The following is a 22,837-nucleotide window of genomic DNA, read 5'->3' as shown; positions in this document are numbered from 1 at the left end:
CGCAAGTTTAGGGGGCCTCTATTTGGCGGCGGGTGGCGCGGCTGGCGCATCGCGCGTCACCAGCCAGATGCCCGCGCACACCAGCACCAGGGCCAGCAGGTTCTTCCACTCCCACAGCGCCTCGCCCAAAAACAGTGCCGACAGCGCCGCGCCGAACACCGGCACCGTGAAGTTGAACACCGTGACCTGGCTCACGCGGTTGTGTTTGAGCAGGATGCTCCACAGCGAGAACGCGGCCGACGACAACAGCGCCAGGTACACCAGCAGCGCGGCCGAGCCCCAGGTGAAGCCCGAGAGCGAGCCCCCCAGGCCCCAGCCGAGGGCCAGCAGCGCGGCGCCACCCAGTCCCAGTTGCCAGCCTGTCATCACCACAGAGTCCATGCGCTGCGAGACCTGCTTGCCGTAGATGCTGGCGGCAGCCAGCACCAAGGCCGCGATCACCACGAAGCCTTCGCCCAGCAGCGTGAAGTCCATGTCCAGCGTACCGCGCCCCAGGTTGACCACCATGACGCCCGCGAATCCCACCACACAGCCCCAGAGCTTGGCGTGGCTCAGGCGGTCGTTGTGATAGACCCAGTGCGCCAGCAGCACGCTGAAGAACGTGCCCGTGGCATTCATGATCGAACCCTTGACCCCGGTGGTGTGCGCCAGCCCCACGTAGAAGAACACGTACTGCAGCGTGGTCTGCGCCAGGCCCAGCACCACCAGCTGTCGCCCTGCTGCAAAGCCCAGGCTCCAGACGGCCTTGCGCATGGCCACGGCCCAGGCCAGCAGGATCAGCCCCGCCCCCAGGAAGCGCCAACCGGCGAATACCAGCTGCGAGGGAATGTCGCTCCTGGCAATGCCAAACCAGGCGTAGCCGGTCTTGATGGCAGGGTACGAGCTACCCCAGAGCAGGCAGCACAGCAGCGCCAGCGCCACGACGACCTTGCGGTCGGAAAATCGGGTGTGACCCATGTGAAATCGTGTCTCTCTAGTGAAACAGCCCGCGCTAAGACGGGCTGTTGAGGGGTGTTCAAGCGCTCAGGGACGCAGGCTGCAAGAACGACATTTCAATGATTTATTTACCTATGTGTCACCCCGCCGCATGCAACGGGCGCGAGCCAAGCCAGAGCTCCCGTGCAAGGGCCGCCCCGCCGCGCTGGGAGCGTCCCCCTCCCGCATTGCGCAGCAATGCGAGAGAGGGGGAAGGCGCGAAGCGACTCAGGGGGTGTCACTTCAAGTCACCGGCGCGGGATTGAACAGCACCAGCGCGTTGTGCAGCTTCCACTGCTCGGCCCAGGTCTTCTTGCGACCGCTGGCCACGTCGAGCAGCAGGTGGAACATCTCCCAGCCCAGGTCTTCAATGCTGGCCTCGCCGTCGGCGATCTTGCCGGCGTTGATGTCCATCAGGTCATTCCAGCGGCGGGCCAGGTCGGTGCGCGTGGCCACCTTGACCACGGGGCATTCGGCCAGGCCGTAGGGCGTGCCCCGGCCGGTGGTGAACACGTGCAGGTTCATGCCAGCGGCCAGTTGCAGCGTGCCGCAGATGAAGTCGCTGGCGGGCGTGGCGGCGTACACCAGGCCGCGCTGGTCATGGCGCAGTTTCTCGCCGGGGGCCAGCACGTGCGAGATCGGAGCGGTGCCGCTCTTGATGATGGAGCCCATGGCCTTTTCGGCGATGTTGGACAAGCCACCCGCCTTGTTGCCCGGCGTGGTGTTGGCGGCGCGGTCCACGCGGCCCCGGTCGAGGTACTGGTCGTACCAGCCCAGTTCGCGCACGATGGCCTGGGCCACTTCGGGCGTGGCGGCGCGGCTGGTGAGCTGCTCCACCGCATCGCGCACCTCGGTGTTTTCACTGAACATCACGGTGGCGCCGGCGCGCACCAGCAGGTCGGCGCAAAAGCCCACGGCCGGGTTGGCGGTGACGCCCGAGAACGCATCGCTGCCGCCGCACTGCACGCCCAGCACCAGCTCGCTGGCGGGCAGGGTCTCGCGGCGGCGGGCGTTCAGCCGCGTGAGGTGCGGGCGCGCGCTTTGCACGATGTGGTCGAGCATGGACATGAAGCCCACATGCTCTTCGGCCTGCAGGCACACGGTCTCCGGGCCCAGCGCCGCATCACGCTCGTCGCTGATGGGAAAGCTGCCCGGGGGCAGCAGGCGGTCGGGCTGGAGCTTTTCGCAGCCCAGGCTCACCACCATGACCTCACCCCCAAAGTTGGGATTGAGGCTGATGTTGCGCAGGGTGCGGATGGGGATGATGGCGTCGGGCGCATCGATGGCCACGCCGCAGCCATAGGTGTGCTCCAGGCCGATCACGTCATCCACCTGCGGGTACAGCGGCAGCAGCTCCGTCTTGATGCGGCGCACCGCCAGGGCCACGACCCCCGCCACACACTGCACGGTGGTGGTGATGGCCAGGATGTTGCGCGTGCCCACCGAGCCGTCCGCGTTGCGGTAGCCCTCGAAGGTGTAGCCCGTGAGCGGTTCCAGCACGGGCGGCTTCACGGTGGCCATGGGCAGGCCCTCCAGCGCGCGGGCCGAAGGCATCTGCAGCAGGCGCTCGTGCACCCAGCTGCCTGCCGGGATGGGCTTGAGCGCGTAGCCGATGGGCACGTTGTAGCGGCGCACCACCTCCCCTTCGGCCATGTCCGTCAACGCCACCTTGTGGCCTTGGGGCACCTTGTCGCGCAGGGTGACGCCCGCGCCCGGCACGCCCTCGGGCAGCACCGTGCCTGCGGGCAGGCCACCGTCGTTGGCGACGATGGCGACGTTGTCGTCCGCGTGCATGCGGATGGTGAGGGGTTCTCGCATCGGGTCGTTCACTTCATGTCCGCTTCGTGTTTTGCACGGCCGTGCTCATCCACCGGCCTTCAGCACCAGGTCCGGCAACCACATCGAAAACTGAGGCACGTAGGTCACCAGCATCAGCGCCACGATGAGTGCGCTGTAGAACGGCCAGATGGTCTTCATCACCTCGCCCACGGAGATGCCGCCGATGGTGCAGCCGATGAACTGCGTGGTGCCCACCGGCGGCGTGTTCAGGCCCAGCGCGCAGTTGATGAGCATGACGATGCCGAACTGCTCGGTGGTCATGCCGAATTGCTGGCAGATGGGCAGGAAGATGGGCGTGCAGATGAGGATGGTGGCCGCCATGTCCAGGAAGGTGCCGAGCACGAACAGGATGATGTTCACGCACAGGAAGATCACCCAGGGCGAGGTGCTCATGGACTTGAGCGCATCGCCCGTCAGCTCGGCCACGCCGTACAGGCCGATCAGGTAGCCGAACATGGACGAGATGCCGATCAGCAGCAGCACGGTGCCCGTGGTCTTGACGGCCTTGGAGGCGGCCTTGAGGAACTGTTCGCGCGTGAGCTTCTTGTAGACGAAGACCGACAGCACCAGGGCCCACACCACGGCCACCGAGGCAGATTCGGTGGCCGTGAACGCCCCCGACAGAATGCCCGCGATGATGATGACCACCACCGCCAGCCCGGGGACTGACGCTCTGAAGGAGATCCACACGATCTCCCAGCCGGGGAAAGTGCCCGCAGGGTAGCCGCGCTTGACGGCCACCAGGTAGGCCGCCAGCAGATTGCACACCGTGAGCAGCAGCGCCGGCACGATGCCCGCGAGGATCAGCGCCGCGATGCTCACCTTGCCGCCCGCGGCCAAGGTGAAGATGATCAGGTTGTGCGACGTGGGCATGAGCGCGCCCACCAGCGAGGCGTGCGTGGTCACGTTCACCGCATAGTCGGCGTGGTAGCCCTCTTTCTTCATCTGCGGGATGAGCACGGCGCCCATGGCGGACACGTCGGCCACGGGCGAACCCGACACACCGCCGAACAGCGTGCAGGCGAGCACATTGCTCATGCCCAGACCGCCGCGCACATGGCCGGCCACGCTCTTGGCAAAGTCCACGATGCGGTCGGCGATGCCGCCGTACATCATGATCTCGCCCGCGAAGATGAAGAACGGGATCGCCAGGAACGAAAACGGATTCATGCCCGAAATCATCTGCTGGAAGCCCACGGCCAGCGGCAGGCCTTCATACAGGATGGTGGCCAGCGACGACAGGCCGATGGAAAACGCCACGGGCACGCCCAGCAGCAGCAGGAGCGTGAAGGTCACGCACAGAATGGTCAACGCCATGATGGTGGAATCTTTACAGGAACGTTAGGGTGCTGGGCGGTACGCTGGGATTGCTTCGATCGTCCCCGGGGCGCTCCGCATGCGGCGGGCGTGACCCAGGCCAGGGCAGCCGAGCCAGGGCCGCCCCGCCGCGAGGGCTGCGTCCCCCTGCCCGCGTGGCGCAGCCATGCGAGAGCGGGGGGAAGCGCTGAAAGCGCTCAGGGGGGTGTGCTTCATCTCAATGCCAGGCGGGCTCGACCTCTGTCCCGCGGACCAGGGCGATGATGTGCTCCAGGGAGAACATCGCCACCAGCACGCCAGCGAGCGCGGGGGGAACGTACTTGAACGCTTCGGAGATGCCGAGCGTGGGAATCTTGTAGGGCGCCACGGACTCGGCCAGCACGCCGCAGTTCCAGGCCATGACCACGCCGAAGACCAGCACCAGCACGTGGATCACGATTTCCAGCTTGTGGCGCAGCCAGTCGGGCGCCAGTACCAGGAACGATTCGAGGCCGATATGGCCCGCGTCACGCACACCCACCGCCATGCCCAGCATGGTGACGTACAACACCAGCAGCACCGCGCCGCTTTCGGCCCAGGTCGGCGTGTTGTTGAAGATGTAGCGGCCGATGACCTGGTAAAGCACGGCGCAGACCAGCAGCACCAGCCCCGCCACCCCCAGTTGCAGACAAGAGCGCGCGATGAAGGCGCAAAGACGCGTGTACATAGAGAACATTCGGAAGACGGAAGGAGGGACCCGCCGCAGGACGCACGGCCCTGCGGCATGGAACGCCAGGATTACTGCACCGCGTCGATGCGCTTGACCATGTCCTGGAGCTTGGGGTCCTTCAGGAACTTGTCATACACCGGCTTCATCGCGGTCTTGAAGGCCGCCTTGTCGATCTCCACGATCTGTGCGCCGCCGGCCTTGACGGTGGCCAGGGACTTTTCTTCACGCTCGTCCCAGATCTTGCGCATGAAGCCCACCGATTCCTTGGCGGCGGCGCGGATGGCCTTCTGGTCGTCGGCGCTCAGCGTGTCCCACACGCGCTTGCTGAACAGCAGGATCTCGGGCGCCATCGAGTGCTCGGTCTTGTTGAAGTACTTGGCCACTTCGAAGTGGCGCGAGCTTTCGTAGCTGGGGTAGTTGTTTTCGGCGGCGTCCACCAGGCCGGTCTTGAGCGCGGTGTAGACCTCGCCGAAGGGCATGGGGGTGGCGTTGGCGCCCATGGCCTCGAGCAGGGACACCCACAGGTCGCTCTGCTGCACGCGCACCTTCAGGCCCTTGACGTCGGCCAGGGTCTTGACGGGCTTCTTCACGGTGTAGATCGAGCGCGCGCCGCTGTCGTAGAAGGCCAGGCCCACGAAGCCCTGCGATTCGCAGTCCTTCAGGATCTCGTCACCGATGGCTCCGTCGAGGACCTTGCGCATGTGTTCCTTGTCGCGGAACAGGAAGGGCATGGTGGGCACCATGGTGGCGGGGCAGATGTTATTCATGGGCGCGACGTTCACGCGCGTCATGGCGATGGCGCCCAGCTTGGTCTGCTCGATGGTGTCCTTCTCGATGCCCAGGGAGCCCTTGGCGTACACCTTGATGCTGTGCTTGCCGCCCGTGGCCTTGGACAGTGTCTCGCCCATGTGGCGCACGGCCAGCACGGTGGGGTAGTCCTCGGGGTGGATGTCCGACGAGCGGAATTCCGTGGCCTGCGCGGTGAGGCCGCCGAGCACGATGCTGGCGGCAAACGCCACGCGGCCCATCAATTGGGGAATTTTCATGGTTGTCTCCTGGGTTGAAGTGTTGTGAATGGGGGAGAGTTCCGAAGCCTGTTGTCTTCAGGCGCTCCGATAGGGTGTTTCCGGCAACCCCGCCACGCCGGGGCGGGTGGCAAAAATGGCGCCGCCCAGCGCCACGTCGTCGCCCTGGGGCTGCCCGGGGCGGATGGAGGTGATGAACAGCACGTCCAGCCCCGGGCCGCCGAAGCTGCACATCGAGGGCTTGCTGGTGGGCACGGCGATGGACCGGTCCAGCCGGCCGTCGGGCGTGAAGCGGTGCACCACGCCAGCGTCGTTGCCGCAGATCCAGTAGCAGCCGTCGGCATCCACCGCGCCGCCGTCGGGCCGGCCGGGCAGATCGCGCATGTCCACGAACAGCGAGCGCTCGCCCAGGGACCCATCGTCGTGCAGCGGCAACTGCCAGATCTGCTGCACGCTCGGGTGGCTGTCGCTCAGGTACAGGGTCTTGCCGTCGGGGCTGAAGCCCAGGCCGTTCTGCGTGACCAGTCCCTGCACCTGCGGTGCCGACAGGCCGCGCTGTCCGTCCATGCGGTACAGGCTGCCCGCGGCCTGCGCCAGCGACATGTCGCGCACCATGGTGCCCGCCCAGAAGCGGCCCTGGCGGTCGCAGCGGCCGTCGTTGAAGCGCATGCCGGGCCGGGGGTGGTCCACGCCGGCCAGCAGGGTGGCGGCCAGGGTGCCCCCCACTTGGGGCTGCAGGTGAAAGACGCCCGTGTCCATGCCTGCGATCAGCCCGCCGGCCGCATGCAGCGCGATGCAGGCGGGGCGCTCCACCGTCTCCCAGCTTTGCACGCGCTGGTCCGCATAGGTCCAGCGGTGCAGCTGGCGGCCTTCGATGTCCACCCAGTAGAGCGCCTGCTCGGCGGGGCTCCAGACGGGGCTTTCGCCCACCTGGTCGCGGTGGTCGGGCAGCAGCAGGTCCACGGGGGACGTCATCGGGGCGCTCATTCGAAGGGACCCGTGCGCACGAACGGGCCGCCCTGGTAGATCACGGCGGGGTCGGTCAGGTCGGGGTGCGGGTCGGCCGCCTCGACCTTGGCGCGGAAGGGCTCGGAGCTGTCCTGCGGCCGGTAGCCGATGTGGCGCGCCAGCGTGTTGTCCCACCAGGTGGTGGTGTTGTCGCCCATGCCGTAGATGGTGCTGTGGCCCACCACCGGAGCGGTCAGGCTGGCGACCACCAGGCGCTCCAGGTCGTCATAGCTCATCCAGGTGGCGAGCATCCGGCGGTTGCGGGGTTCCGGGAACGAGGAGCCGATGCGCAGGCACACCGTCTCGATGCCATGGCGGTCGAAGTAAAAACGGGAGAGGTCTTCGCCAAACGCCTTGGACAGGCCGTACAGGCCGTCGGGCCGGGCCGGGTCCTTGAGGCCCACCACCTCGTCTTGCCGGTAGAAGCCGGTGACGTGGTTGGAACTGGCGAACACCACCCGCTTGACGCCCTGCTTGCGCGCCGCCTCATACAGGTTGTAGGCACCGATGATGTTGGCCTGCAGGATCGGCTCCCAGGGCTGTTCGGTGGACACGCCGCCCAGATGCACCACGGCGTCGACGCCCTCCAGCAGCGCGAGCATGGCACCGGCATCCTCCAGCCGCGCGGGGCGCACCTCTTCCCCCGCGCCTTCCTGGCCCAGGTCGGCCACGTCGGACAGGCGCAAGGTACCGCAGTAGGCTTTCAGGCGCGTGCGCAGCTCGCGCCCCAGCCCCCCGGCCGCCCCGGTCAGTAACAAGCGTTGGAAACGGATGGGGGTGGGATGGCAAGGCATGGCGGTTACAAAGGCGGGGGTTCTTGGTACAGTGGCAACAGATTCTGTTGAACGTCATCAGTTGTCGTACAACAAAAATGCAATGTACTGCTTCTCCCCACGGCGCCACATAGGGATAACACCAAGAGATGAACACCGATACCGCGCTTCGCCGCAAGCCCCGCACCCTGGCCCTGGAACTGGTCGATTCCCTGGGGGACCGCATCCGCGATGGCAGCCTGGCACTGGGCGACAAGCTCCCCACCGAAGCGGCCATCATGGCCGAGTTCAGCGTCAGCCGCACCGTCGTGCGCGAGGCGATTTCCAAGCTGCAGGCCTCCGGCCTGGTGGAAACGCGGCACGGCATCGGCACCTTTGTGCTGGGGCTGGGGCAGGCACCGGGCTTCAAGATCACCCCCGACCAGTTCAGCACGCTGCGCGACGTGATCGCGGTGCTGGAGCTGCGCATCGGCGTGGAAACCGAGGCGGCCGCATTGGCCGCCCAGCGCCGCACCGAGGCCAACCTGAAGGCCATGCGCGAGGCGCTTGATGCGGTGGCCGCCGCCGTGGATGCCGGCCGCGACGCGGTGGCGGCGGATTTCCAGTTCCACCTGGAAATTGCGCGCGCCACGCAGAACAGCCATTTCGCCGAACTGATGGGCACGCTGGGCAGCATGATCATCCCGCGCGCGCGGCTGGCCTCACCGGATTCGGGGGACGATGAACGGCGCCAGTACCTGCGCCGCGTCAATGGCGAACACGAAAGCATCTACGACGCCATCGTGGGCCAGGACCCCGACGCCGCGCGGGCCGCCATGCGCACCCATCTGGCCAACAGCCGCGAGCGCAGGCGGCGCGCGCAGGCCGAGGCGAGTTGACGCGCCCGCGCCGTGGGCATCGGCCCTCTCCTCTGCCAGATGCGAAGTGCCCGGTTGTCTCATCAGTACTAACCCGCAGGTCTGAGAGGTCTCAAATGTTGTACGATGACATACAACAAGACTTTCAAGCCCCTTGGCCGCACGATGGCAGATGGCGGCGGGCACCTGCGGGCGAGCTGCCCGCGCCGCGCCACCGCCACCCGGCCTTGCGGTACGCTGCGCAGCCACAGCCCGTCGGCGCCCCGCCACGGGCCCTGGGCGCGGTGCGGCATTCCGCCGAGGGCAGGCACTGCCTTCCGCACACCCTTTTCACTTCACTCACCAACCCACCACAGCCATGCATGCAAACCTGATCGGCGGCGCCTGGACAGACGGCGTCCGCACCTATAGCAACACCAACCCCTCGGACACCCGCGACGTGATCGGCGACTACGCCGTGGCCAGTCGCGAGCAGGCGCTGGAGGCCGTGTCGGCAGCCCACGCGGCCTTCCCGGCCTGGAGCGTGTCCACGCCCCAGCAGCGTTTTGACATCCTGGACGCGGTGGGCAACGAGATCATCGCCCGCAAGGCCGAGCTCGGTGACCTGCTGGCACGCGAAGAAGGCAAGACCCTGCCCGAGGCGATTGGCGAAGTGGGCCGCGCGGCCGCCATCTTCAAGTTCTTCGCCGGCGAGGCGCTGCGCCCCGGTGGCGAAGTGATGCCGTCCGTGCGCCCCGGCGTGGGCATCGAGATCACGCGCGAGCCCCTGGGGGTGATCGGCATCATCACGCCGTGGAACTTCCCCATCGCCATCCCGGCCTGGAAGATCGCCCCGGCACTGGCCTATGGCAACTGCGTGGTGTTCAAGCCCGCCGAAGTGGTGCCCGGCTCCGCCTGGGCGCTGGCCGACATCCTGCACCGCGCGGGCCTGCCGGCCGGCGTGTTCAATCTGGTGATGGGCCGCGGCTCGGACGTGGGCCAGGTGCTGCTGGAAGATGAGCGCATCGCGGGCGTAAGCTTCACCGGATCGGTGGGCACGGGCCAGCGCGTGGCGGCGGCCTGCGTGCCGCGCGGCGCCAAGGTGCAGCTGGAGATGGGCGGCAAGAACCCCTTCGTGGTGCTGGACGACGCCGACCTGACCGTGGCCGTGGGCGCGGCCGTCAACAGCGGCTTCTTCTCCACCGGCCAGCGCTGCACCGCCAGCAGCCGCGTGATCGTGACCGAGGGCATCCACGACCGTTTCGTGGCCGCCATGGTCGAGAAGATGAAGACCCTGAAGGTGGACGACGCGCGCAAGGCCGGCACCGACATCGGCCCCGTGGTGGACGACCGCCAGCTGGCGCAGGACCTGGAATACATCGGCATCGGCCAGCAGGAAGGCGCCAAGCTCGCCTACGGCGGCGAGGCCCTGGAGAAGAACGCCGACGGCGCACCCGGCTTCTACCTGCGCCCGGCCCTGTTCACCGAGACCACGCCCGGCATGCGCATCAACCGCGAAGAGATCTTCGGCCCCGTGGTGAGCGTGTTGCGCGCGAAGAACTACGACGAAGCGCTGGCCCTGGCCAACGACACGCCCTTCGGCCTGGCCAGCGGCATCGCCACCACCAGCCTCAAGCACGCCACGCACTTCAAGCGCCACGCGCAAGCCGGCATGGTGATGGTGAACCTGCCCACGGCCGGCGTGGACTACCACGTGCCGTTCGGCGGCCGCAAGAGCAGCAGCTACGGCCCGCGCGAGCAGGGCCGCTACGCCGCCGAGTTCTACACGACGGTGAAGACCGCCTACACGCAGGCCTGAACCGGGGGCCTTCCCGCATCACCGGCCTTGCGGACGGTGGTGCGCGGGCACGGCGCACCACCCGCCGGGTTTTGAGCAAAATGGCTCGCAAGCGCTCATGGGTAAAGCGCTGACAGCTATTCTATTGATAGCAAACAATGCCCATGCTGGTGGCGGCGCGCCCGGCAACCGGGTGCGAGAACATGCCAGGGGCGGCACGCCCACCGTCTGCAAGCCGCCACGCGGCAGGGCCCGGCAAAGATAAAGCCGCAGGGCGGACTCCAAAAATGTATCCAATGGTTACACTGACGATGCCGCCTTGTTTCACGGGCGGCAGTGTCCATCCCTGCCCTCTCTTCTTCACCCCCCGCACGGGGAATCTGCGCCATGAAAATCTCCCCCCTCTTCGCCGCCCTGGCCCTTGTTCTTTCGGCCAGCAGCGCGGTGCACGCCGCAGATGACTACAACCGCCCACCCGCGGGCGACGCGCAGTTTCGCCAGTGCCTGAGCCATTCCGCCAAGGTCTACCAGGGTGGCAACGAAGCCAGCCCCATCAAGGGCCAGACCAAGGCCCAGGCGTGGTGCACCTGCATGTGGAACGAAACGCCCGAGGACTTCAAGGGCAACCTGGTGACCTTCTCCGAAACCCGCAAGGGCAAGGAAACCAACAAGCTGTGCGAGAAGCACGCCGACTGGAGCGAATGAACGAGCGCCCGGGCACTGCTCACAGGCCCCATGAACAAAGCCGCCCTCGGGCGGCTTTGTTCATTGCGCAGATGACCGGAACATGCTGACGGCCTCAGGCCCGGCTGCGCAGGGTGCGGCTGAGCAAAATCACGGGAACCAGCCCCACCGCCACCAGCGCCAGCGACGGCAAGGCCGCCTCGCCCAGCCGCTCGTCGCGCGCCAGCTGGTAGGCCACCACGGCGAGGGTGTCGCTGTTGAAGGGGCGCAGCACCATCGTGGCGGGCAGCTCCTTCATCACGTCCACGAACACCAGCAGCGCGGCGGCGGCGGTGGAACGCTTGAGCAGCGGCCAGTGCACGCGCGCCAGCAGCCCGCGGCTGCCGACACCCAGCATGCGGGCCGAGTCGTCCAGGCTGAGCGGAATGCGCGCGTAGCCGCTCTGCATGGACTGCAGGGCCACCGCGCAGAACCGCACAAGGTAGGCCCAGACGATGCCAAACGCCGTGGCGGTGACGAGCGCGCCCACGCCCCACTGCGGCATGGCCGCCTGCAGCCAGCCCACGGGCAGCAGCAGGCCCACCACGATGACGGCGCCCGGCACCGCATAGCCGACGCTGGCCAGCTGCACCACGCCGCGCGTGACGGGGTCGGGCTGGCGGCGCACCGCAAAGGCCAGCGCCAGCGCGATGGCCACCGCCAGCGCGGCCGTGATGCCGCCCAGGCGCACGCTGTGCCAGGCCCATTCCATGAAGCGCTCCCACGGCAGCACCGACCAGTCGGCCGCCAGCGGCCGCAGCATGAAGGCCACTGGCGCCACGAAACCCATGACCACCGGCACCGTGCAGACCGCCCATGCCGCCCAGCGGCGCGCTCCGCGCAGCGCCAGGGGCTGCGCCTCGGCCGAGCCCGCTCGCCCGCCGCCGGTGGCAAAACGCATGCGCTTTTGCGCGCGGTGCTCCATGTGCAGCAGCACCATCACCACCACCAGCAGCATGGTGGCCAGTTGCGCGGCCGCCAGGCGGTTGTCCATGGACAGCCAGGCCTTGTAGATGCCGGTAGTGAAGGTCTGGACGCCGAAATAGCTCGCCACGCCGAAGTCGGCCAGGGTTTCCATCAGCACCAGCGCCACGCCGGCGGCGACGGCGGGGCGCGCCAGCGGCAGGGCCACCGCGCGGATGCGGCGCGGCAGCGGCGCGCCCAGCAGGCGCGCGGCCTCCATGAGGTGCGCGGCACGCTCGCCCAGCGCCGTGCGCGCCAGCAGGTAGACATACGGGTACAGCGAGAAGATGAACACCCACACCGCGCCGCCCAGGCTGCGCACTTCGGGCAGGAGGCGGCCTTCGAGGCCGAAGGTGCTGCGCAGGCCCACCTGCAGGGGGCCGCTGAACTGCAGGAAGTCGGTGTACGCGTAGGCCGTCACATAGGCGGGCATGGCCAGCGGTAGCAGCAGCAGCCACTCCAGGGTGCGGCGGCCGGGAAAGTCGAACAGCGTCACGGCCGCCGCGGCGCTGGTGCCCACGATGGCGGCGCCCAGCGCCACCATCACGCTCAGCTGCAATGTGGTCCACACATAACCGGGCAGCACGGTGGCGGCCATCTCGCGCAGGATGGCCCCGGCCTGGGCGTCGCCCTGGCCCGAGGGCGAGAACGGAAGCCACGAGGCCAGCACCGCCAGCACGGGCAATGCCAGAAAGCCTGCGAACAGGACCAGGGGAATGGTGCGAAAGGCGAAGGGCGTGCGGCGCAAGGGGCGGGAGCTCGGCAGAGGGGGTGGGAAGAAAACGCACACCCGCACGGACGGCAACCGGGCAACGCTCAGGAATGCAAATGCGAATTTTAAGCATTCACTCCCCTACCCCATAAAATGCAGACATGTTTCTTGAGGTCTCCCAACTCGAAGTGCGCTATGCGGGCCGTGCGCAGGCCGCGGTGCAAGGTGTCACGCTGGGCCTGCACGCAGGCGATATCGGCGTGCTGATCGGCCCCTCGGGCTGCGGCAAGACGACGCTGCTGCGCGCGGTGGCGGGGCTGGAGCCGGTGAGCGGCGGCGAAATCCGGCTGACCAAGGGCCTCGTGAGCAGTGCCGCGCTGAGCGTGCCGCCCGAACTGCGGCGCATCGGCATGGTGTTCCAGGACTACGCCCTGTTTCCGCATCTGTCGGTGGGCCGCAACGTGGCGTTCGGCATCCACGCGCTGCCCCGGGCCGAGCAGGCCGCGCGCGTGACCGAGGTGCTTCAGCTGGTGGGGCTGGAAGGCAGCGAGAACCGCTTTCCGCACGAACTCTCCGGAGGCCAGCAACAGCGCGTGGCGCTGGCACGCGCCCTGGCGCCGCGCCCGCAGCTCATGCTGCTGGACGAGCCCTTCTCCAACCTCGACGTGGACCTGCGCGAGCGCCTCGCGCACGAGGTGCGCGGCATCCTCAAGGCCGCGGGCGCCACGGCGCTGTTCGTCACGCACGACCAGTTCGAGGCCTTTGCCATCGGCGATGTGATCGGCGTGATGCACGAGGGCCGCCTGCACCAGTGGGACGACGCGTACACCCTGTACCACCGCCCCGCCACGCGCTTCGTGGCCGACTTCATCGGGCACGGCGTGTTCGCCCCCGCCACGCTGGTGCAGCGCGGCAACAACGTGGTGGCGCAAACGCCCCTGGGCGAACTGACCGACCTGGACGAATGCCCCCTGCCCGGCAGCTACCCGGGCGGCGAATGCGATGTGCTGCTGCGCGCCGACGACATCGTGCACGACGACGATGCGCCGGTGCAGGCGCAGATCGTGCGCAAGTCGTTCCGGGGCGCCGAATTCCTCTACACGCTGCGCCTGGCCAGCGGCCAGACCATGCTGGCCCACGTGCCCAGCCACCACGACCACGCCCTGGGCGAATGGATCGGCATCCGCGCGCAGGTGGACCATGTGGTGACCTTCCCCCGCGAGTGACGGCGTGCGCGGCCCGATGCCGCGTCAGTCCAGGAACCGTGCGGCCATCCCGGGCGCGGGCACCAGGCAGGTCTTGGAGCGCCCCCATATCCGGTAGCGATTGCGCGCCACCCGGCGGTAGAGCGCGTCGCGCACGGGCGCGGGCACCAGCCATCCCAACCAGGCCAGGCGCCAGGGCCACCCCAGGCGGTGCAGCACGCGCAGGATGGCCGCCGTGTGCTGCCAGTTGCGGCCACCCTCGATGACGAGCAGGGTCTGCAGCCCATCCACCTGCAGGCCCGCGCCGGCCAGCAGCCGCCGGCCGGTGGCGCCCTGCATGGAGGCGAAACGGATGCGCCCCGCGCGGTCGTGCCGCAGCAGGAACCGCACCCAGCCGTTGCACAGCAGGCACTGCGCGTCGAACACCACGATCATGGAGGAAGCCTCTCGGTGGCTGGCACGACCAGGTGGCCCCGGTAGTGAACCACCCGCCCCACCCACGGCACGGTGGCCTGCACGTGGAAATGCAGGGTATCGCCCCGCCCGGTCTCCTCGGCCACCACGCGCGGGCGCAGCCACGCGGGGCAAGGGATGCCCAGGAAATGCAGGTGCTGCAAGCGCATGATCAGCCGGCCCTGCTGTTCATCGAGCACGAAGCCCAGCCGCGCGGCCCCCAGATGCTCCACCACCCGGCCGCCGGATTCGCGCAGGGTGGAGCGCATGGTCCGCGCGGGGAAGCAACGCGTCCACACCTCGGCGCCGGGGGTGGCATCCAGCTCGAAGACGATGTCGCCCTGGACCGGGCGCAGCGGCGCCCCCAGCGCCCACGCGAGCAGGCGGCCCATCGCGCCCGCCGGAGCCTCGACCACCACCTTGCCCCGAAGCCTGTGCCGGCCCGACAGGCTGTGAAACCGCGCCAGCGCGGGCGCCAGGCGCCCGAAGGCCGGGCCCATGGCGCGCTGGTACAGGGAAGCAAGGGTGGGAGCAGGCATGGGAAGGGGCTGGAAGATCTGGCGGCGCGCAGCGTCCGGCCGCACCGGCAAGGGAAACGAACCGGCAGGGCCCGCGCCTGCCCGCCAGTCTAGCGCGCGGACACCGGTTGCTTCGCAGGCCCGGACACGAAAAAAAGCCGGCGCGTGCCGGCTTGCCTGTGCAGGGGGCACGGTGCCCATGCCCGGGGCGTGCGCCGCGTACGCCGGGACGTCAGAACTTGCCCTTGCGCTGCAGGCCCTCCAGGCCATTGAGGTCCACCTGGCCCAGGATGCCTCGCAAGTCCTTGACGCCCATGTGGTCGCCCTCGACGCTGACCACCAGCCCGTTCTTCAGGATGGCCTTGAACTCGGCATGGCTGCCGTCCTTCTCGTAGCGCTGGTGCAGCGTGCGGCCGCCCTCCTGCCACGTCTTCTCGGCGCTGGTCTGGTCTTCCTTCTCGCCCTGGGCCATGCCCATGGCCATCACCGCCATCTGGCCCAGGCCGCCGATGTCGGTGATCTCCAGGCGCACCTGCTTGCTGTCGCTGCCGTATTGCGCGCTGGCCTGGCTGGTGGGCAGGCCCAGCGCCGCGCCGTCCTGCACGTCGAAGCCGGTGCGCGGCAGGCCCGCCAGGCTTTCGGGCAGCGCGGCCTTGAGCGATTGCGCGGCAATGGCCTGGCCGCCCCCCAGCGCGCCCGCCGCGGCCGCTGCGGCCTTGCCGGTGGCGGCCGCGATGGCGGCGGGGTCCTGGCCCTTCTGGGCCTGCTCCAGCTGGCGCGCGGCTTCTTCCATCTTCTTGCCGGCAGCTTCCAGGCCGGCGGTGTCGATGGACACCGACCCCTTGGGCGTGTTCAGGGTGACGGCAGGCGCCGCGGCGCCGCCGAACAGACTTCCGCCACCGGGCATGAAGACCGAGCTGAGGGCACCGATGACCACGCCCATGACGATGGCCGCGATGATGACGACCACGGTGTATGCCACCGACTTCTCCGGTGCGCTCTTCATCAGCACGGGCAGGCCGGTGTAGAGCAGGTAGATGGAATACAGCGCCGCCAGCAAACCCAGCATGGCCAGCGCCGGCAGCAGGCTGAACACCCCGCCCAGCATGGCGGCCGTGCTGGCATAGACCGCCACCTTGAGGGCCTGGATCTGGTTCTTCTGCCCCCCGAACGCAGGGGCGAGCGCATCAATGATGAGCGCGAGCACGAACACGCCCACCAGGCTGAGCACGTACGACACCACCATGTTCACCAGGCCGGAAACCAGGGGCACGCGAACGGTCACGCCAAAGCCGCCGAAGCCGATCAGCGACAGGCCGATGAAGCCGCAGACCACCGGGATCGCGGCCAGGATCATGTAGTAGCGGGTGAAGAGGGTCGCCGCATCGGTGGATTCGGATTCGATGGCGACCCAGGCCTCCTTGGGTTGCAGAAGAATGCTCTTGGCGCGCTCAATCAGGTTCATGGTGCCCTCCCGGCAGTGTGAGTGGTGCCTGCTGCCGCCGTGCCGCAGGCCGAAAGACGCGGACGATACGGGAAATTGCCCGCAATTGGGCGCTGTTGCCACACCGTCGCCGCCGCAAACGTGGAATATGCACGTTTTTGGGCCGCAGAACCACCCCGCTTGCGCGCCGCGCACGCGGGAGGAGCGGCGCGCCTGGCCCGCCCGCCGCTGCCGCCGCCTCAGGTTTTCCGCAACTGGTCGACGGTGTCGTGCAGGTGCTGCGCCCATGCGCGCCGGTCGCGGCCTTCGGCCGGCTGCGGGTCGCCGTAGTGCACCACGGCGTCGATGGACGGCGCGCACAGCGTGCGCCAGATCGAGCCCACCAGGGTCTCGTCGCCGATGTAGCTGGGCGCGAAACTGGTGGCGCCGGTGGCCCTGTCGGCAAAGCGCAGGCCCACGGGCTGCACCGGCGCGCTGGCGGTGACGGCGGCCTGCAGCAGGTTGGCATGAAACGGCAGCATCTCGCGGCCATCGCCCGTGGTGCCCTCGGGAAACACCGCGAGCACCTCGCCGCGCTCCAGCGCCTCGTGCATGGACCGCACCATGCGCAGCGCATCGCGGCGCGAACTACGCTCGATGTAGAGGGTGCCGGCGGCGGTGGCCAGCGTGCCGATCAGCGGCCAGCCCTGCACGTCGGACTTGGACACGAAGCGGCAATGCCGGGCCGCGTGCATCACGGGAATGTCAAGCCACGAGATGTGGTTCGCGACCAGCATCACCGGCCCCGCCACTGGCGGCTGCCCCACGATGCGCAGGCTGATGCCGGCATGGGCCAGCAGTTGCAGCGACCACACCTGCACCCGCGCATGCTGCTGATCGGGCGACAGCGCCGGAAAACGCAGCGCCACGATGGCCAGCCCCTTGGCGATGTGGCCCAGCAGGCGCAGCAGGCGCCAGCAGGCGCGCAGATGCCTCATCTCAGCCGTCCGTGGCGATTCGCCATGCCCATGGCCCACGCAACGGGCCTGGCCGATGCCGGTGCCACCGTGGAACCGGCCCTGCCGGACCACCGGCGGCGTCCCCCTCGGGGGATGGCGCGAAGCGGCACAGGGGGGTCACCCGTACGCCACCTGCCCGCCCACCAGCGTCATGCGCACCCGGCCTGGCAGCTCGTAGCCGGAAAACGGCGTGTGCTTGCCCTGGCTGCGCAGCGCATCGTCCTGCACGGTCCACGCGGCCTGGGGGTCGAAGATGCACAGGTCGCCCACGCCGCCTTCGACGATCTGGCCCACGCTGGCCTGCAGCGTGCCCAGGGCACTGCCCAGCACGCGCGCGGGTTCGGACGTGACCGTGGCCAGCGCGCGCACGAGCGGCACGCCGCTGTCCTGCGACCACTTGAGCGCCAGGCTCAGCAGCAGCTCCAGGCCCGTGGCACCGGGTTCGGCCTCGGCGAACGGCAGGGTCTTGGCGTCTTCATCAACAGGGGTGTGGTCGGACACCAGCGCATCGACGGTGCCATCCAGTAGCGCCGCGCTCAGGGCATCGCGGTCGCGCTGCTGGCGCAGCGGGGGCGTCAAGCGCGCGCGGCTGTCGAAGAAGCCAATGTCGTTTTCGGTCAGGTGCAGCGTGTTGATGCTGATGTCGCAGGTCACGTTGAGTCCCTCGGCCTTGGCCCGGCGCACCAGCTCGACACCGGCCGCGCTGCTGAGGCGGCACAGGTGCACGCGCGCACCGGTGGTCTTGAGCAGCTCGAAGATGGTGTGCAGCGCAATGGTCTCGGCTGCCACGGGCACGCCCGACAGGCCCAGGCGCGTGGCCAGCGCACCGCTGGCGGCCACGCCTTTGCCGAGGTGCATTTCCTGCGGGCGCAGCCACACGGTGTAGCCAAAGGTGGCGGCGTACTGCAGCGCGCGCTGCAGCACCTGGGTGCTGGCCAGGGGCACTTCGGCCTGGCCGAAGCCCACGCAGCCCGATTCGGTCAACTCGGCCATCTCGGTCAGCACCTCGCCGGCGAGGCCACGCGTGAGCGCACCCAGCGGGAACAGGCGCGACTGGTGCAGCTTCTCGGCGCGGAACTTGAGCATCTCCACCAAGCCCGGCTCGTCGAGCACGGGGTCGGTATCGGGCGGGCACACCAGGCTGGTCACGCCCCCGGCCACGGCGGCCGCCATCTCGGATTCGAGCATGCCCTCGTGCTCATGGCCGGGCTCTCGCAGGCGCGCGGCCAGGTCCACCAGGCCGGGCAGCACGATGCAGCCCGTGGCGTCCACCACGCGCTTGGGCGCAAAGTCGGGCGGCACGCGGTTGACGCCGACGATGCGGCCCGCCGCGATGGCGATGTCACAGGTCTGGTCGAGGCCCGAAGCGGGGTCGATCACACGGCCGTTCTGGATCAGTATCTTCATGATTTGAAGCCAAATTGGCTGCTAGCGCTTATTGGATAAGCGCTAGCAGCTATGAAAACAGGAGTATTCATTCCGAGCATCACGCCTCGTTCCCCGCCACTATGGACATGACGGCCATGCGCACAGCGATGCCGAAAGTCACCTGCGGCAGGATCACGCTCTGCTTGCCATCGACCACGGCGGAGTCAATCTCGACCCCCCGGTTGATGGGGCCGGGGTGCATCACGATGGCATCGGGCTTGGCCAGCTGCAGCTTGTCCTGCGTGAGGCCGAAGCTCTTGAAATACTCCTGGCTCGACGGCAGCAGCGCGCCGCTCATGCGCTCGTTCTGCAGGCGCAGCGTGATGATCACGTCCGCGTCCTTGATGCCTTCTTCGAGCGTGTGGCACACACGCACGCCCATCTGCGCCATGTCGGACGGCACCAGGGTGCGCGGCCCCACCACGCGCACTTCGGCGCAGCCCAGCGTGGTCAGGCCATGGATGTCGGAGCGCGCCACACGCGAGTGCAGCACGTCGCCCACGATGGCCACGGTGAGGTTGGAAAAATCCTTCTTGTAGTGGCGGATGGTGTACATGTCCAGCAGCCCCTGCGTGGGATGAGCATGCCGGCCGTCGCCCGCGTTGATCACGTGCACATGCGGTGCCACGTGCTGGGCAATGAGGTAGGGCGCGCCCGATTCGCTGTGCCGCACCACGAAGATGTCAGCCGCCATCGCGCTGAGGTTGGCGATGGTGTCGAGCAGGGATTCGCCTTTGCTGGCCGAGCTGCGCGCGATGTCGAGGTTGATCACGTCGGCCGACAGGCGCTTGGCCGCGATCTCGAACGTAGTGCGCGTGCGCGTGCTGTTCTCGAAGAACAGGTTGAACACGCTCTTGCCGCGCAAGAGCGGCACCTTCTTGACCTCGCGGTCGTTGACGGAGACGAAGTTGGCGGCCGTGTCGAGGATGTGCGTGACGATGTCGCGCGGCAGGCCCTCGATGGACAGCAGGTGGATGAGTTCGCCGTTGCCGTTGAGTTGGGGGTTGCGCTTCTTCAGCACGGTCAGGCCTCTTTGACTTGGAAGTGGAAGGTACCGCTGTCGCCACGCGCCAGGGCCAGCGACTGGGCGGCGGGCAAGGCCACGCGGGCCGCGGCGAAGTCGGCCTGCACGGGCAGCTCGCGCCCGCCCCGGTCCACCAGCACGGCCAGGCGCACGCTGGCAGGGCGGCCGTAGTCGAACAGCTCATTGACCACCGCGCGGATGGTGCGGCCCGTGTAGAGCACGTCGTCGAGCACCAGCACGTCGGCGCCGTTCACGTCGAACGGCAGCGAGGTCTGCGCACTGGCCGAGAGGCCGCGCTGGGCGAAATCGTCGCGGTGCATCACGGAAGACAACACGCCGGGCGCGCCCTCCAGGCCCAAGTCCTTCTGCAGGCGCTCGGCCAGCCAGGCACCGCCCGAGGCGATGCCCGCCAGGCGCGTCGTGGGGGTCCACAGGCTGCGCACGCCGCGCAAAAGCTCGCGGTACAGGGCCTCGGCATCCAGCACGAGACTGCCGGACGCGCCGGGGGATGGGTTGCTGCTCATGGGAGGTTCCTCAAAAACTGTTCCAGGATGATGCAGGCCGAAGCGGCGTCCGCATCCTTGGCACCGCCGGCGATGGCCTCGGTGGTGCTGTAGCGCTCGTCCACCTCGAACACCGGCAGGCCGAAGCGGCCGCGCAGCTGGCGCCCGAACTTGAGCGCACGTTCGGTGTTCTCGTGGCTCGCGCCATCGGGGTGGTAGGGCACGCCGATCACCAGCGCGTCGGGCTGCCATTCCTTGATGCGCTGCGCGACCTGAACAAAACGCGCGTCGCCTTCGGCCTTGATCGTGGCTTGCGGCGTGGCGCTGCGCAGCATGCGGTTGCCCGTGGCCACGCCCGTGCGCTTGAGGCCAAAGTCGAAAGCAAGAAAGGTCTGGAAGTGCGCGGGAACGGCGGGCTGAGCGGGCAAGCCGGTCATGCGTGCCCCGCCTCGGGCGACAGCATCCAGGCCTTGAGGCCCAGCAGCGACAAGGCGCGGTCGTAGCGCTCGGGCACCGGGGTGTCGAAGATCACCGACAGGTCGGCCGCCACGGTGAGCCAGGCGTTTTCGGCCAGCTCGGACTCGAGCTGGCCCTCGCCCCACGACGAGTAGCCCAGCGTGATGAGCACCCTGCGGGGCCCCGCGCCCGTGGACAGGGCCTCGAGCACGTCCTTGGAGGTCGTCATCTCCAGCCCGCCCGGAATGGTCATGGTGGAAGCGTAGGCGGATTCGTCCGTTTCGGCCGTGTCCATGAGCATGGGCTCGTGCAGCACGAAGCCGCGCTCGGTCTGCACGGGGCCGCCCTGGAACACGGGTTCCCGGCTCAGGTCCTCGCGCCGCAGGGACAGGTCGACCTTGTCGAAAAGCCCCTTGAGCGTGATGTCGGTCGGCTTGTTGATGATGAGCCCGAGCGCGCCGCGCTCGCTGTGCTCGCACAGGTAGACGACGCTGCGCGCAAAAGACTCATCCTCCAGACCAGGCATCGCGATCAGGAAGTGATGCGTCAGGTTGATGGGCGCAGAATCGGAAGACATCTGCCAATTTTAACGGTGAACATGGCGCACTCTCCAGAGCCTTCCTACCCCAGCGGCCTTGTCTGGTTCCGGCGCGACCTGCGGGCCCATGACCAGGCGGCCCTGCACCACGCGCTGACGCAGTGCCGGCAGGTGCATTGCCTCTTCGTTTTCGACCGCGAGATTCTCGATGCCCTGCCCCGGGCCGACCGGCGCGTGGAGTTCATCCGGGAGGCGCTGGTGGAGCTGGACGAGGCCCTGCGCGCGCTGTCGGGCCACGCGCAGGGAGGGCTCATCGTGGCCCACGCGGCGGCCAGCGAGTCCGTTCCCGCATTCGCGCGCGCGCTGAACGTTCAGGCGGTGTTCGCCAACCACGACGACGAGCCGCAGGCGCTCGCGCGCGACAGCCTCGTGCGCACCCGGCTGGCGGCCATGGGCAAGGCCTTCCACACATCCAAGGACCACACGATCCTTGAGCGCAGCGAGGTGCTGACACAGAGCGGCACGCCCTACAGCGTGTTCACGCCCTACAAGAACGCGTGGCTGAAGAAGATCGACGCGTTCCACCTGACGGGCTACCCGGTGGAGCGCCACGCGCACCGGCTGGCGCCCCGGCCCGCGGAGCACTGCAAGCCCATTCCCGGCCTGGCGGCACTGGGCTTCGTGCCCGCCGCAGGCACAACAGCGCAGCCAGGGCTGCCCACCGGCGCCAGCGGGGCCCGGCAGCTGTTCGACGACTTTCTGGGCCGCATCGCGCGGTATGGGGTCACCCGAGATTTCCCGGCGGTCAAGGGCCCGAGCTACCTGAGCGTGCACCTGCGGTTTGGCACCATCTCGCCGCGCCTGCTGGCGCACGCGGCCCACCAGCTCGCGGCCCAGGGCAATCCGGGCGCCGCCACCTGGCTCAACGAGCTGATCTGGCGGGACTTCTACTTCCAGATCCTGCACCACCACCCGCACGTGGTGGGGCATGCCTTCAAGCCGGCCTACGACGCCATCGACTGGGAAACCGGCCCCCACGCGGACGCCCTGTTCGCGGCCTGGTGCGCGGGCCGCACCGGCTACCCGCTGGTCGACGCCGCCATGGCGCAGATCAACCAGACGGGCTACATGCACAACCGCCTGCGCATGGTGGTGGCCAGTTTTCTGGTGAAGGACCTGGGGATCGACTGGCGCCGGGGCGAGGCCTATTTTGCAACCCACCTCAACGACTTCGACCTGGCCGCCAACAATGGGGGATGGCAATGGGCCAGCTCCAGCGGCTGCGATGCGCAGCCGTACTTCCGGATCTTCAACCCTGTCAGCCAGAGCGAAAAGTTCGACCCGCAGGGCAAGTTCATCCGCCGCTACCTGCCGCAGCTCGCCGGATTGCCCGACAAGGCCCTGCATGCGCCCTGGACGGCGCGGCCCCTGGAGCTGCAGGAGGCGGCCGTGCAGCTTGGCCAGAACTACCCCCTGCCGATCGTGGACCACGCGGCGGCACGCCAAAGAACGCTGGAGCGCTACGCGGTGGTCACCTCGGCGGCGGCCTGAGAGGCCGCCCCGCGCCAGCGCGGCCCAGCCCCCGCGCGGCG

The 22,837-nt window shown here is 68.5% G+C and carries 22 protein-coding genes; 5 read left to right on the top strand and 17 right to left on the bottom strand.

All coding sequences use genetic code 11. The annotated features are described in order from the left end of the window. Positions 1 to 18: 18 nt before the first annotated feature. From AC07OD_RS11475 to AC07OD_RS11445, 7 genes are all read right to left on the bottom strand, one after another. Positions 19 to 957, bottom strand: a complete 939-nt coding sequence (locus AC07OD_RS11475; RefSeq protein WP_494596706.1) for a DMT family transporter — start codon at positions 955 to 957, stop codon at positions 19 to 21. Between the two features lie 261 nt (positions 958 to 1,218). After that, complete coding sequence (gene garD / locus AC07OD_RS11470) at positions 1,219 to 2,793, bottom strand: galactarate dehydratase (protein WP_492807117.1); 1,575 nt, start codon at positions 2,791 to 2,793, stop codon at positions 1,219 to 1,221. A gap of 45 nt (positions 2,794 to 2,838) precedes the next feature. After that, entirely contained in the window at positions 2,839 to 4,131 is a 1,293-nt protein-coding gene (locus AC07OD_RS11465; RefSeq protein WP_218296005.1) for a TRAP transporter large permease, read from the bottom strand. 217 nt (positions 4,132 to 4,348) lie between these two features. After that, entirely contained in the window at positions 4,349 to 4,837 is a 489-nt protein-coding gene (locus tag AC07OD_RS11460) for a TRAP transporter small permease (protein WP_218296006.1), read from the bottom strand. Between the two features lie 71 nt (positions 4,838 to 4,908). Beyond that, positions 4,909 to 5,886, bottom strand: coding sequence for a TRAP transporter substrate-binding protein (locus AC07OD_RS11455; protein ID WP_218296007.1), 978 nt, complete (start codon positions 5,884 to 5,886; stop codon positions 4,909 to 4,911). Between the two features lie 57 nt (positions 5,887 to 5,943). Next, on the bottom strand, positions 5,944 to 6,840 hold the full coding sequence (locus AC07OD_RS11450) for an SMP-30/gluconolactonase/LRE family protein (protein ID WP_492244537.1): 897 nt from the start codon (positions 6,838 to 6,840) through the stop codon (positions 5,944 to 5,946). A gap of 8 nt (positions 6,841 to 6,848) precedes the next feature. Then, a complete protein-coding gene (locus tag AC07OD_RS11445) occupies positions 6,849 to 7,667 on the bottom strand; it encodes an NAD-dependent epimerase/dehydratase family protein (RefSeq protein ID WP_492253821.1) in 819 nt (272 codons plus the stop codon). A gap of 128 nt (positions 7,668 to 7,795) precedes the next feature. On the opposite strand from AC07OD_RS11445, the gene AC07OD_RS11440 reads away from it, so the two are divergent. The 3 genes from AC07OD_RS11440 to AC07OD_RS11430 all read left to right on the top strand — a co-directional run bounded on the left by AC07OD_RS11440 (position 7,796) and on the right by AC07OD_RS11430 (position 10,985). Continuing rightward, the gene (locus tag AC07OD_RS11440; RefSeq protein WP_218296010.1) at positions 7,796 to 8,524 is read left to right on the top strand and encodes a FadR/GntR family transcriptional regulator; all 729 of its coding nucleotides are present in this window, start codon (positions 7,796 to 7,798) and stop codon (positions 8,522 to 8,524) included. A gap of 337 nt (positions 8,525 to 8,861) precedes the next feature. Further along, positions 8,862 to 10,301: an aldehyde dehydrogenase family protein gene (locus AC07OD_RS11435; RefSeq protein ID WP_494596702.1), complete on the top strand. Its 1,440-nt coding sequence runs from the start codon at positions 8,862 to 8,864 to the stop codon at positions 10,299 to 10,301. Between the two features lie 366 nt (positions 10,302 to 10,667). Next, positions 10,668 to 10,985 (top strand): hypothetical protein, encoded by a 318-nt coding sequence (locus AC07OD_RS11430; RefSeq protein ID WP_218296012.1) that lies wholly within the window; start codon positions 10,668 to 10,670, stop codon positions 10,983 to 10,985. A gap of 94 nt (positions 10,986 to 11,079) precedes the next feature. On the opposite strand, the gene AC07OD_RS11425 is transcribed toward AC07OD_RS11430, so the two are convergent. Continuing rightward, the gene (locus tag AC07OD_RS11425; protein ID WP_494596700.1) at positions 11,080 to 12,714 is read right to left on the bottom strand and encodes an ABC transporter permease; all 1,635 of its coding nucleotides are present in this window, start codon (positions 12,712 to 12,714) and stop codon (positions 11,080 to 11,082) included. 125 nt (positions 12,715 to 12,839) lie between these two features. Between AC07OD_RS11425 and AC07OD_RS11420 the strand changes: the two genes are divergently transcribed. Continuing rightward, complete coding sequence (locus AC07OD_RS11420) at positions 12,840 to 13,904, top strand: ABC transporter ATP-binding protein (protein WP_218296014.1); 1,065 nt, start codon at positions 12,840 to 12,842, stop codon at positions 13,902 to 13,904. 24 nt (positions 13,905 to 13,928) lie between these two features. Here the strand turns inward: AC07OD_RS11420 and AC07OD_RS11415 are convergent, their stop codons facing one another. From AC07OD_RS11415 to AC07OD_RS11375, 9 genes are all read right to left on the bottom strand, one after another. Next, entirely contained in the window at positions 13,929 to 14,318 is a 390-nt protein-coding gene (locus tag AC07OD_RS11415) for a thiol-disulfide oxidoreductase DCC family protein (RefSeq protein WP_494596698.1), read from the bottom strand. Beyond that, positions 14,315 to 14,875, bottom strand: coding sequence for a DUF4166 domain-containing protein (locus AC07OD_RS11410; RefSeq protein WP_492253826.1), 561 nt, complete (start codon positions 14,873 to 14,875; stop codon positions 14,315 to 14,317). Before AC07OD_RS11410 ends, AC07OD_RS11415 begins: the two co-directional genes overlap by 4 nt. Before the next feature lie 211 nt (positions 14,876 to 15,086). Next, positions 15,087 to 16,319, bottom strand: coding sequence for a Yip1 family protein (locus tag AC07OD_RS11405; RefSeq protein WP_494596696.1), 1,233 nt, complete (start codon positions 16,317 to 16,319; stop codon positions 15,087 to 15,089). Positions 16,320 to 16,537: 218 nt separating this feature from the next. Beyond that, positions 16,538 to 17,275, bottom strand: a complete 738-nt coding sequence (locus AC07OD_RS11400) for a lysophospholipid acyltransferase family protein (RefSeq protein ID WP_218339665.1) — start codon at positions 17,273 to 17,275, stop codon at positions 16,538 to 16,540. Between the two features lie 138 nt (positions 17,276 to 17,413). Beyond that, entirely contained in the window at positions 17,414 to 18,703 is a 1,290-nt protein-coding gene (locus AC07OD_RS11395) for a dihydroorotase (RefSeq protein WP_218296019.1), read from the bottom strand. A 79-nt stretch (positions 18,704 to 18,782) separates the two neighbouring features. After that, the gene (locus AC07OD_RS11390) at positions 18,783 to 19,745 is read right to left on the bottom strand and encodes an aspartate carbamoyltransferase catalytic subunit (protein ID WP_218339666.1); all 963 of its coding nucleotides are present in this window, start codon (positions 19,743 to 19,745) and stop codon (positions 18,783 to 18,785) included. A gap of 2 nt (positions 19,746 to 19,747) precedes the next feature. Continuing rightward, positions 19,748 to 20,272 carry a bifunctional pyr operon transcriptional regulator/uracil phosphoribosyltransferase PyrR gene (pyrR, locus tag AC07OD_RS11385; RefSeq protein WP_218296021.1) on the bottom strand — a complete coding sequence of 175 codons (525 nt, stop codon included), beginning with the start codon at positions 20,270 to 20,272 and terminating at the stop codon, positions 19,748 to 19,750. Further along, positions 20,269 to 20,688 (bottom strand): Holliday junction resolvase RuvX, encoded by a 420-nt coding sequence (ruvX, locus tag AC07OD_RS11380; RefSeq protein WP_218296022.1) that lies wholly within the window; start codon positions 20,686 to 20,688, stop codon positions 20,269 to 20,271. Before ruvX ends, pyrR begins: the two co-directional genes overlap by 4 nt. Beyond that, the gene (locus AC07OD_RS11375) at positions 20,685 to 21,284 is read right to left on the bottom strand and encodes a YqgE/AlgH family protein (protein WP_218296023.1); all 600 of its coding nucleotides are present in this window, start codon (positions 21,282 to 21,284) and stop codon (positions 20,685 to 20,687) included. The genes ruvX and AC07OD_RS11375 overlap by 4 nt, the downstream gene beginning before the upstream one ends. Before the next feature lie 21 nt (positions 21,285 to 21,305). On the opposite strand from AC07OD_RS11375, the gene AC07OD_RS11370 reads away from it, so the two are divergent. Beyond that, positions 21,306 to 22,796, top strand: coding sequence for a cryptochrome/photolyase family protein (locus AC07OD_RS11370; protein WP_494596692.1), 1,491 nt, complete (start codon positions 21,306 to 21,308; stop codon positions 22,794 to 22,796). Positions 22,797 to 22,837 lie beyond the last annotated feature (41 nt).

The sequence above is a fragment of the Acidovorax sp. GW821-FHT10E03 genome (genome assembly GCF_059415205.1).
The sequence above is the reverse complement of the archived record's forward strand: the minus strand, read 5'-3'. Positions and strand labels throughout refer to the sequence as shown.

Excerpts from the sequence above, each read along its gene's own strand:
- AC07OD_RS11475 (WP_494596706.1), bottom strand. The coding sequence starts at position 957 with ATGGGTCACACCCGATTTTCCGACCGCAAGGTCGTCGTGGCGCTGGCG.
- garD (WP_492807117.1), bottom strand. The coding sequence starts at position 2,793 with ATGCGAGAACCCCTCACCATCCGCATGCACGCGGACGACAACGTCGCC.
- AC07OD_RS11465 (WP_218296005.1), bottom strand. The coding sequence starts at position 4,131 with ATGGCGTTGACCATTCTGTGCGTGACCTTCACGCTCCTGCTGCTGCTG.
- AC07OD_RS11460 (WP_218296006.1), bottom strand. The coding sequence starts at position 4,837 with ATGTACACGCGTCTTTGCGCCTTCATCGCGCGCTCTTGTCTGCAACTG.
- AC07OD_RS11455 (WP_218296007.1), bottom strand. The coding sequence starts at position 5,886 with ATGAAAATTCCCCAATTGATGGGCCGCGTGGCGTTTGCCGCCAGCATC.
- AC07OD_RS11450 (WP_492244537.1), bottom strand. The coding sequence starts at position 6,840 with ATGACGTCCCCCGTGGACCTGCTGCTGCCCGACCACCGCGACCAGGTG.
- AC07OD_RS11445 (WP_492253821.1), bottom strand. The coding sequence starts at position 7,667 with ATGCCTTGCCATCCCACCCCCATCCGTTTCCAACGCTTGTTACTGACC.
- AC07OD_RS11440 (WP_218296010.1), top strand. The coding sequence starts at position 7,796 with ATGAACACCGATACCGCGCTTCGCCGCAAGCCCCGCACCCTGGCCCTG.
- AC07OD_RS11435 (WP_494596702.1), top strand. The coding sequence starts at position 8,862 with ATGCATGCAAACCTGATCGGCGGCGCCTGGACAGACGGCGTCCGCACC.
- AC07OD_RS11430 (WP_218296012.1), top strand. The coding sequence starts at position 10,668 with ATGAAAATCTCCCCCCTCTTCGCCGCCCTGGCCCTTGTTCTTTCGGCC.
- AC07OD_RS11420 (WP_218296014.1), top strand. The coding sequence starts at position 12,840 with ATGTTTCTTGAGGTCTCCCAACTCGAAGTGCGCTATGCGGGCCGTGCG.
- AC07OD_RS11415 (WP_494596698.1), bottom strand. The coding sequence starts at position 14,318 with ATGATCGTGGTGTTCGACGCGCAGTGCCTGCTGTGCAACGGCTGGGTG.
- AC07OD_RS11410 (WP_492253826.1), bottom strand. The coding sequence starts at position 14,875 with ATGCCTGCTCCCACCCTTGCTTCCCTGTACCAGCGCGCCATGGGCCCG.
- AC07OD_RS11405 (WP_494596696.1), bottom strand. The coding sequence starts at position 16,319 with ATGAACCTGATTGAGCGCGCCAAGAGCATTCTTCTGCAACCCAAGGAG.
- AC07OD_RS11400 (WP_218339665.1), bottom strand. The coding sequence starts at position 17,275 with ATGAGGCATCTGCGCGCCTGCTGGCGCCTGCTGCGCCTGCTGGGCCAC.
- AC07OD_RS11395 (WP_218296019.1), bottom strand. The coding sequence starts at position 18,703 with ATGAAGATACTGATCCAGAACGGCCGTGTGATCGACCCCGCTTCGGGC.
- pyrR (WP_218296021.1), bottom strand. The coding sequence starts at position 20,272 with ATGAGCAGCAACCCATCCCCCGGCGCGTCCGGCAGTCTCGTGCTGGAT.
- ruvX (WP_218296022.1), bottom strand. The coding sequence starts at position 20,688 with ATGACCGGCTTGCCCGCTCAGCCCGCCGTTCCCGCGCACTTCCAGACC.
- AC07OD_RS11375 (WP_218296023.1), bottom strand. The coding sequence starts at position 21,284 with ATGTCTTCCGATTCTGCGCCCATCAACCTGACGCATCACTTCCTGATC.
- AC07OD_RS11370 (WP_494596692.1), top strand. The coding sequence starts at position 21,306 with ATGGCGCACTCTCCAGAGCCTTCCTACCCCAGCGGCCTTGTCTGGTTC.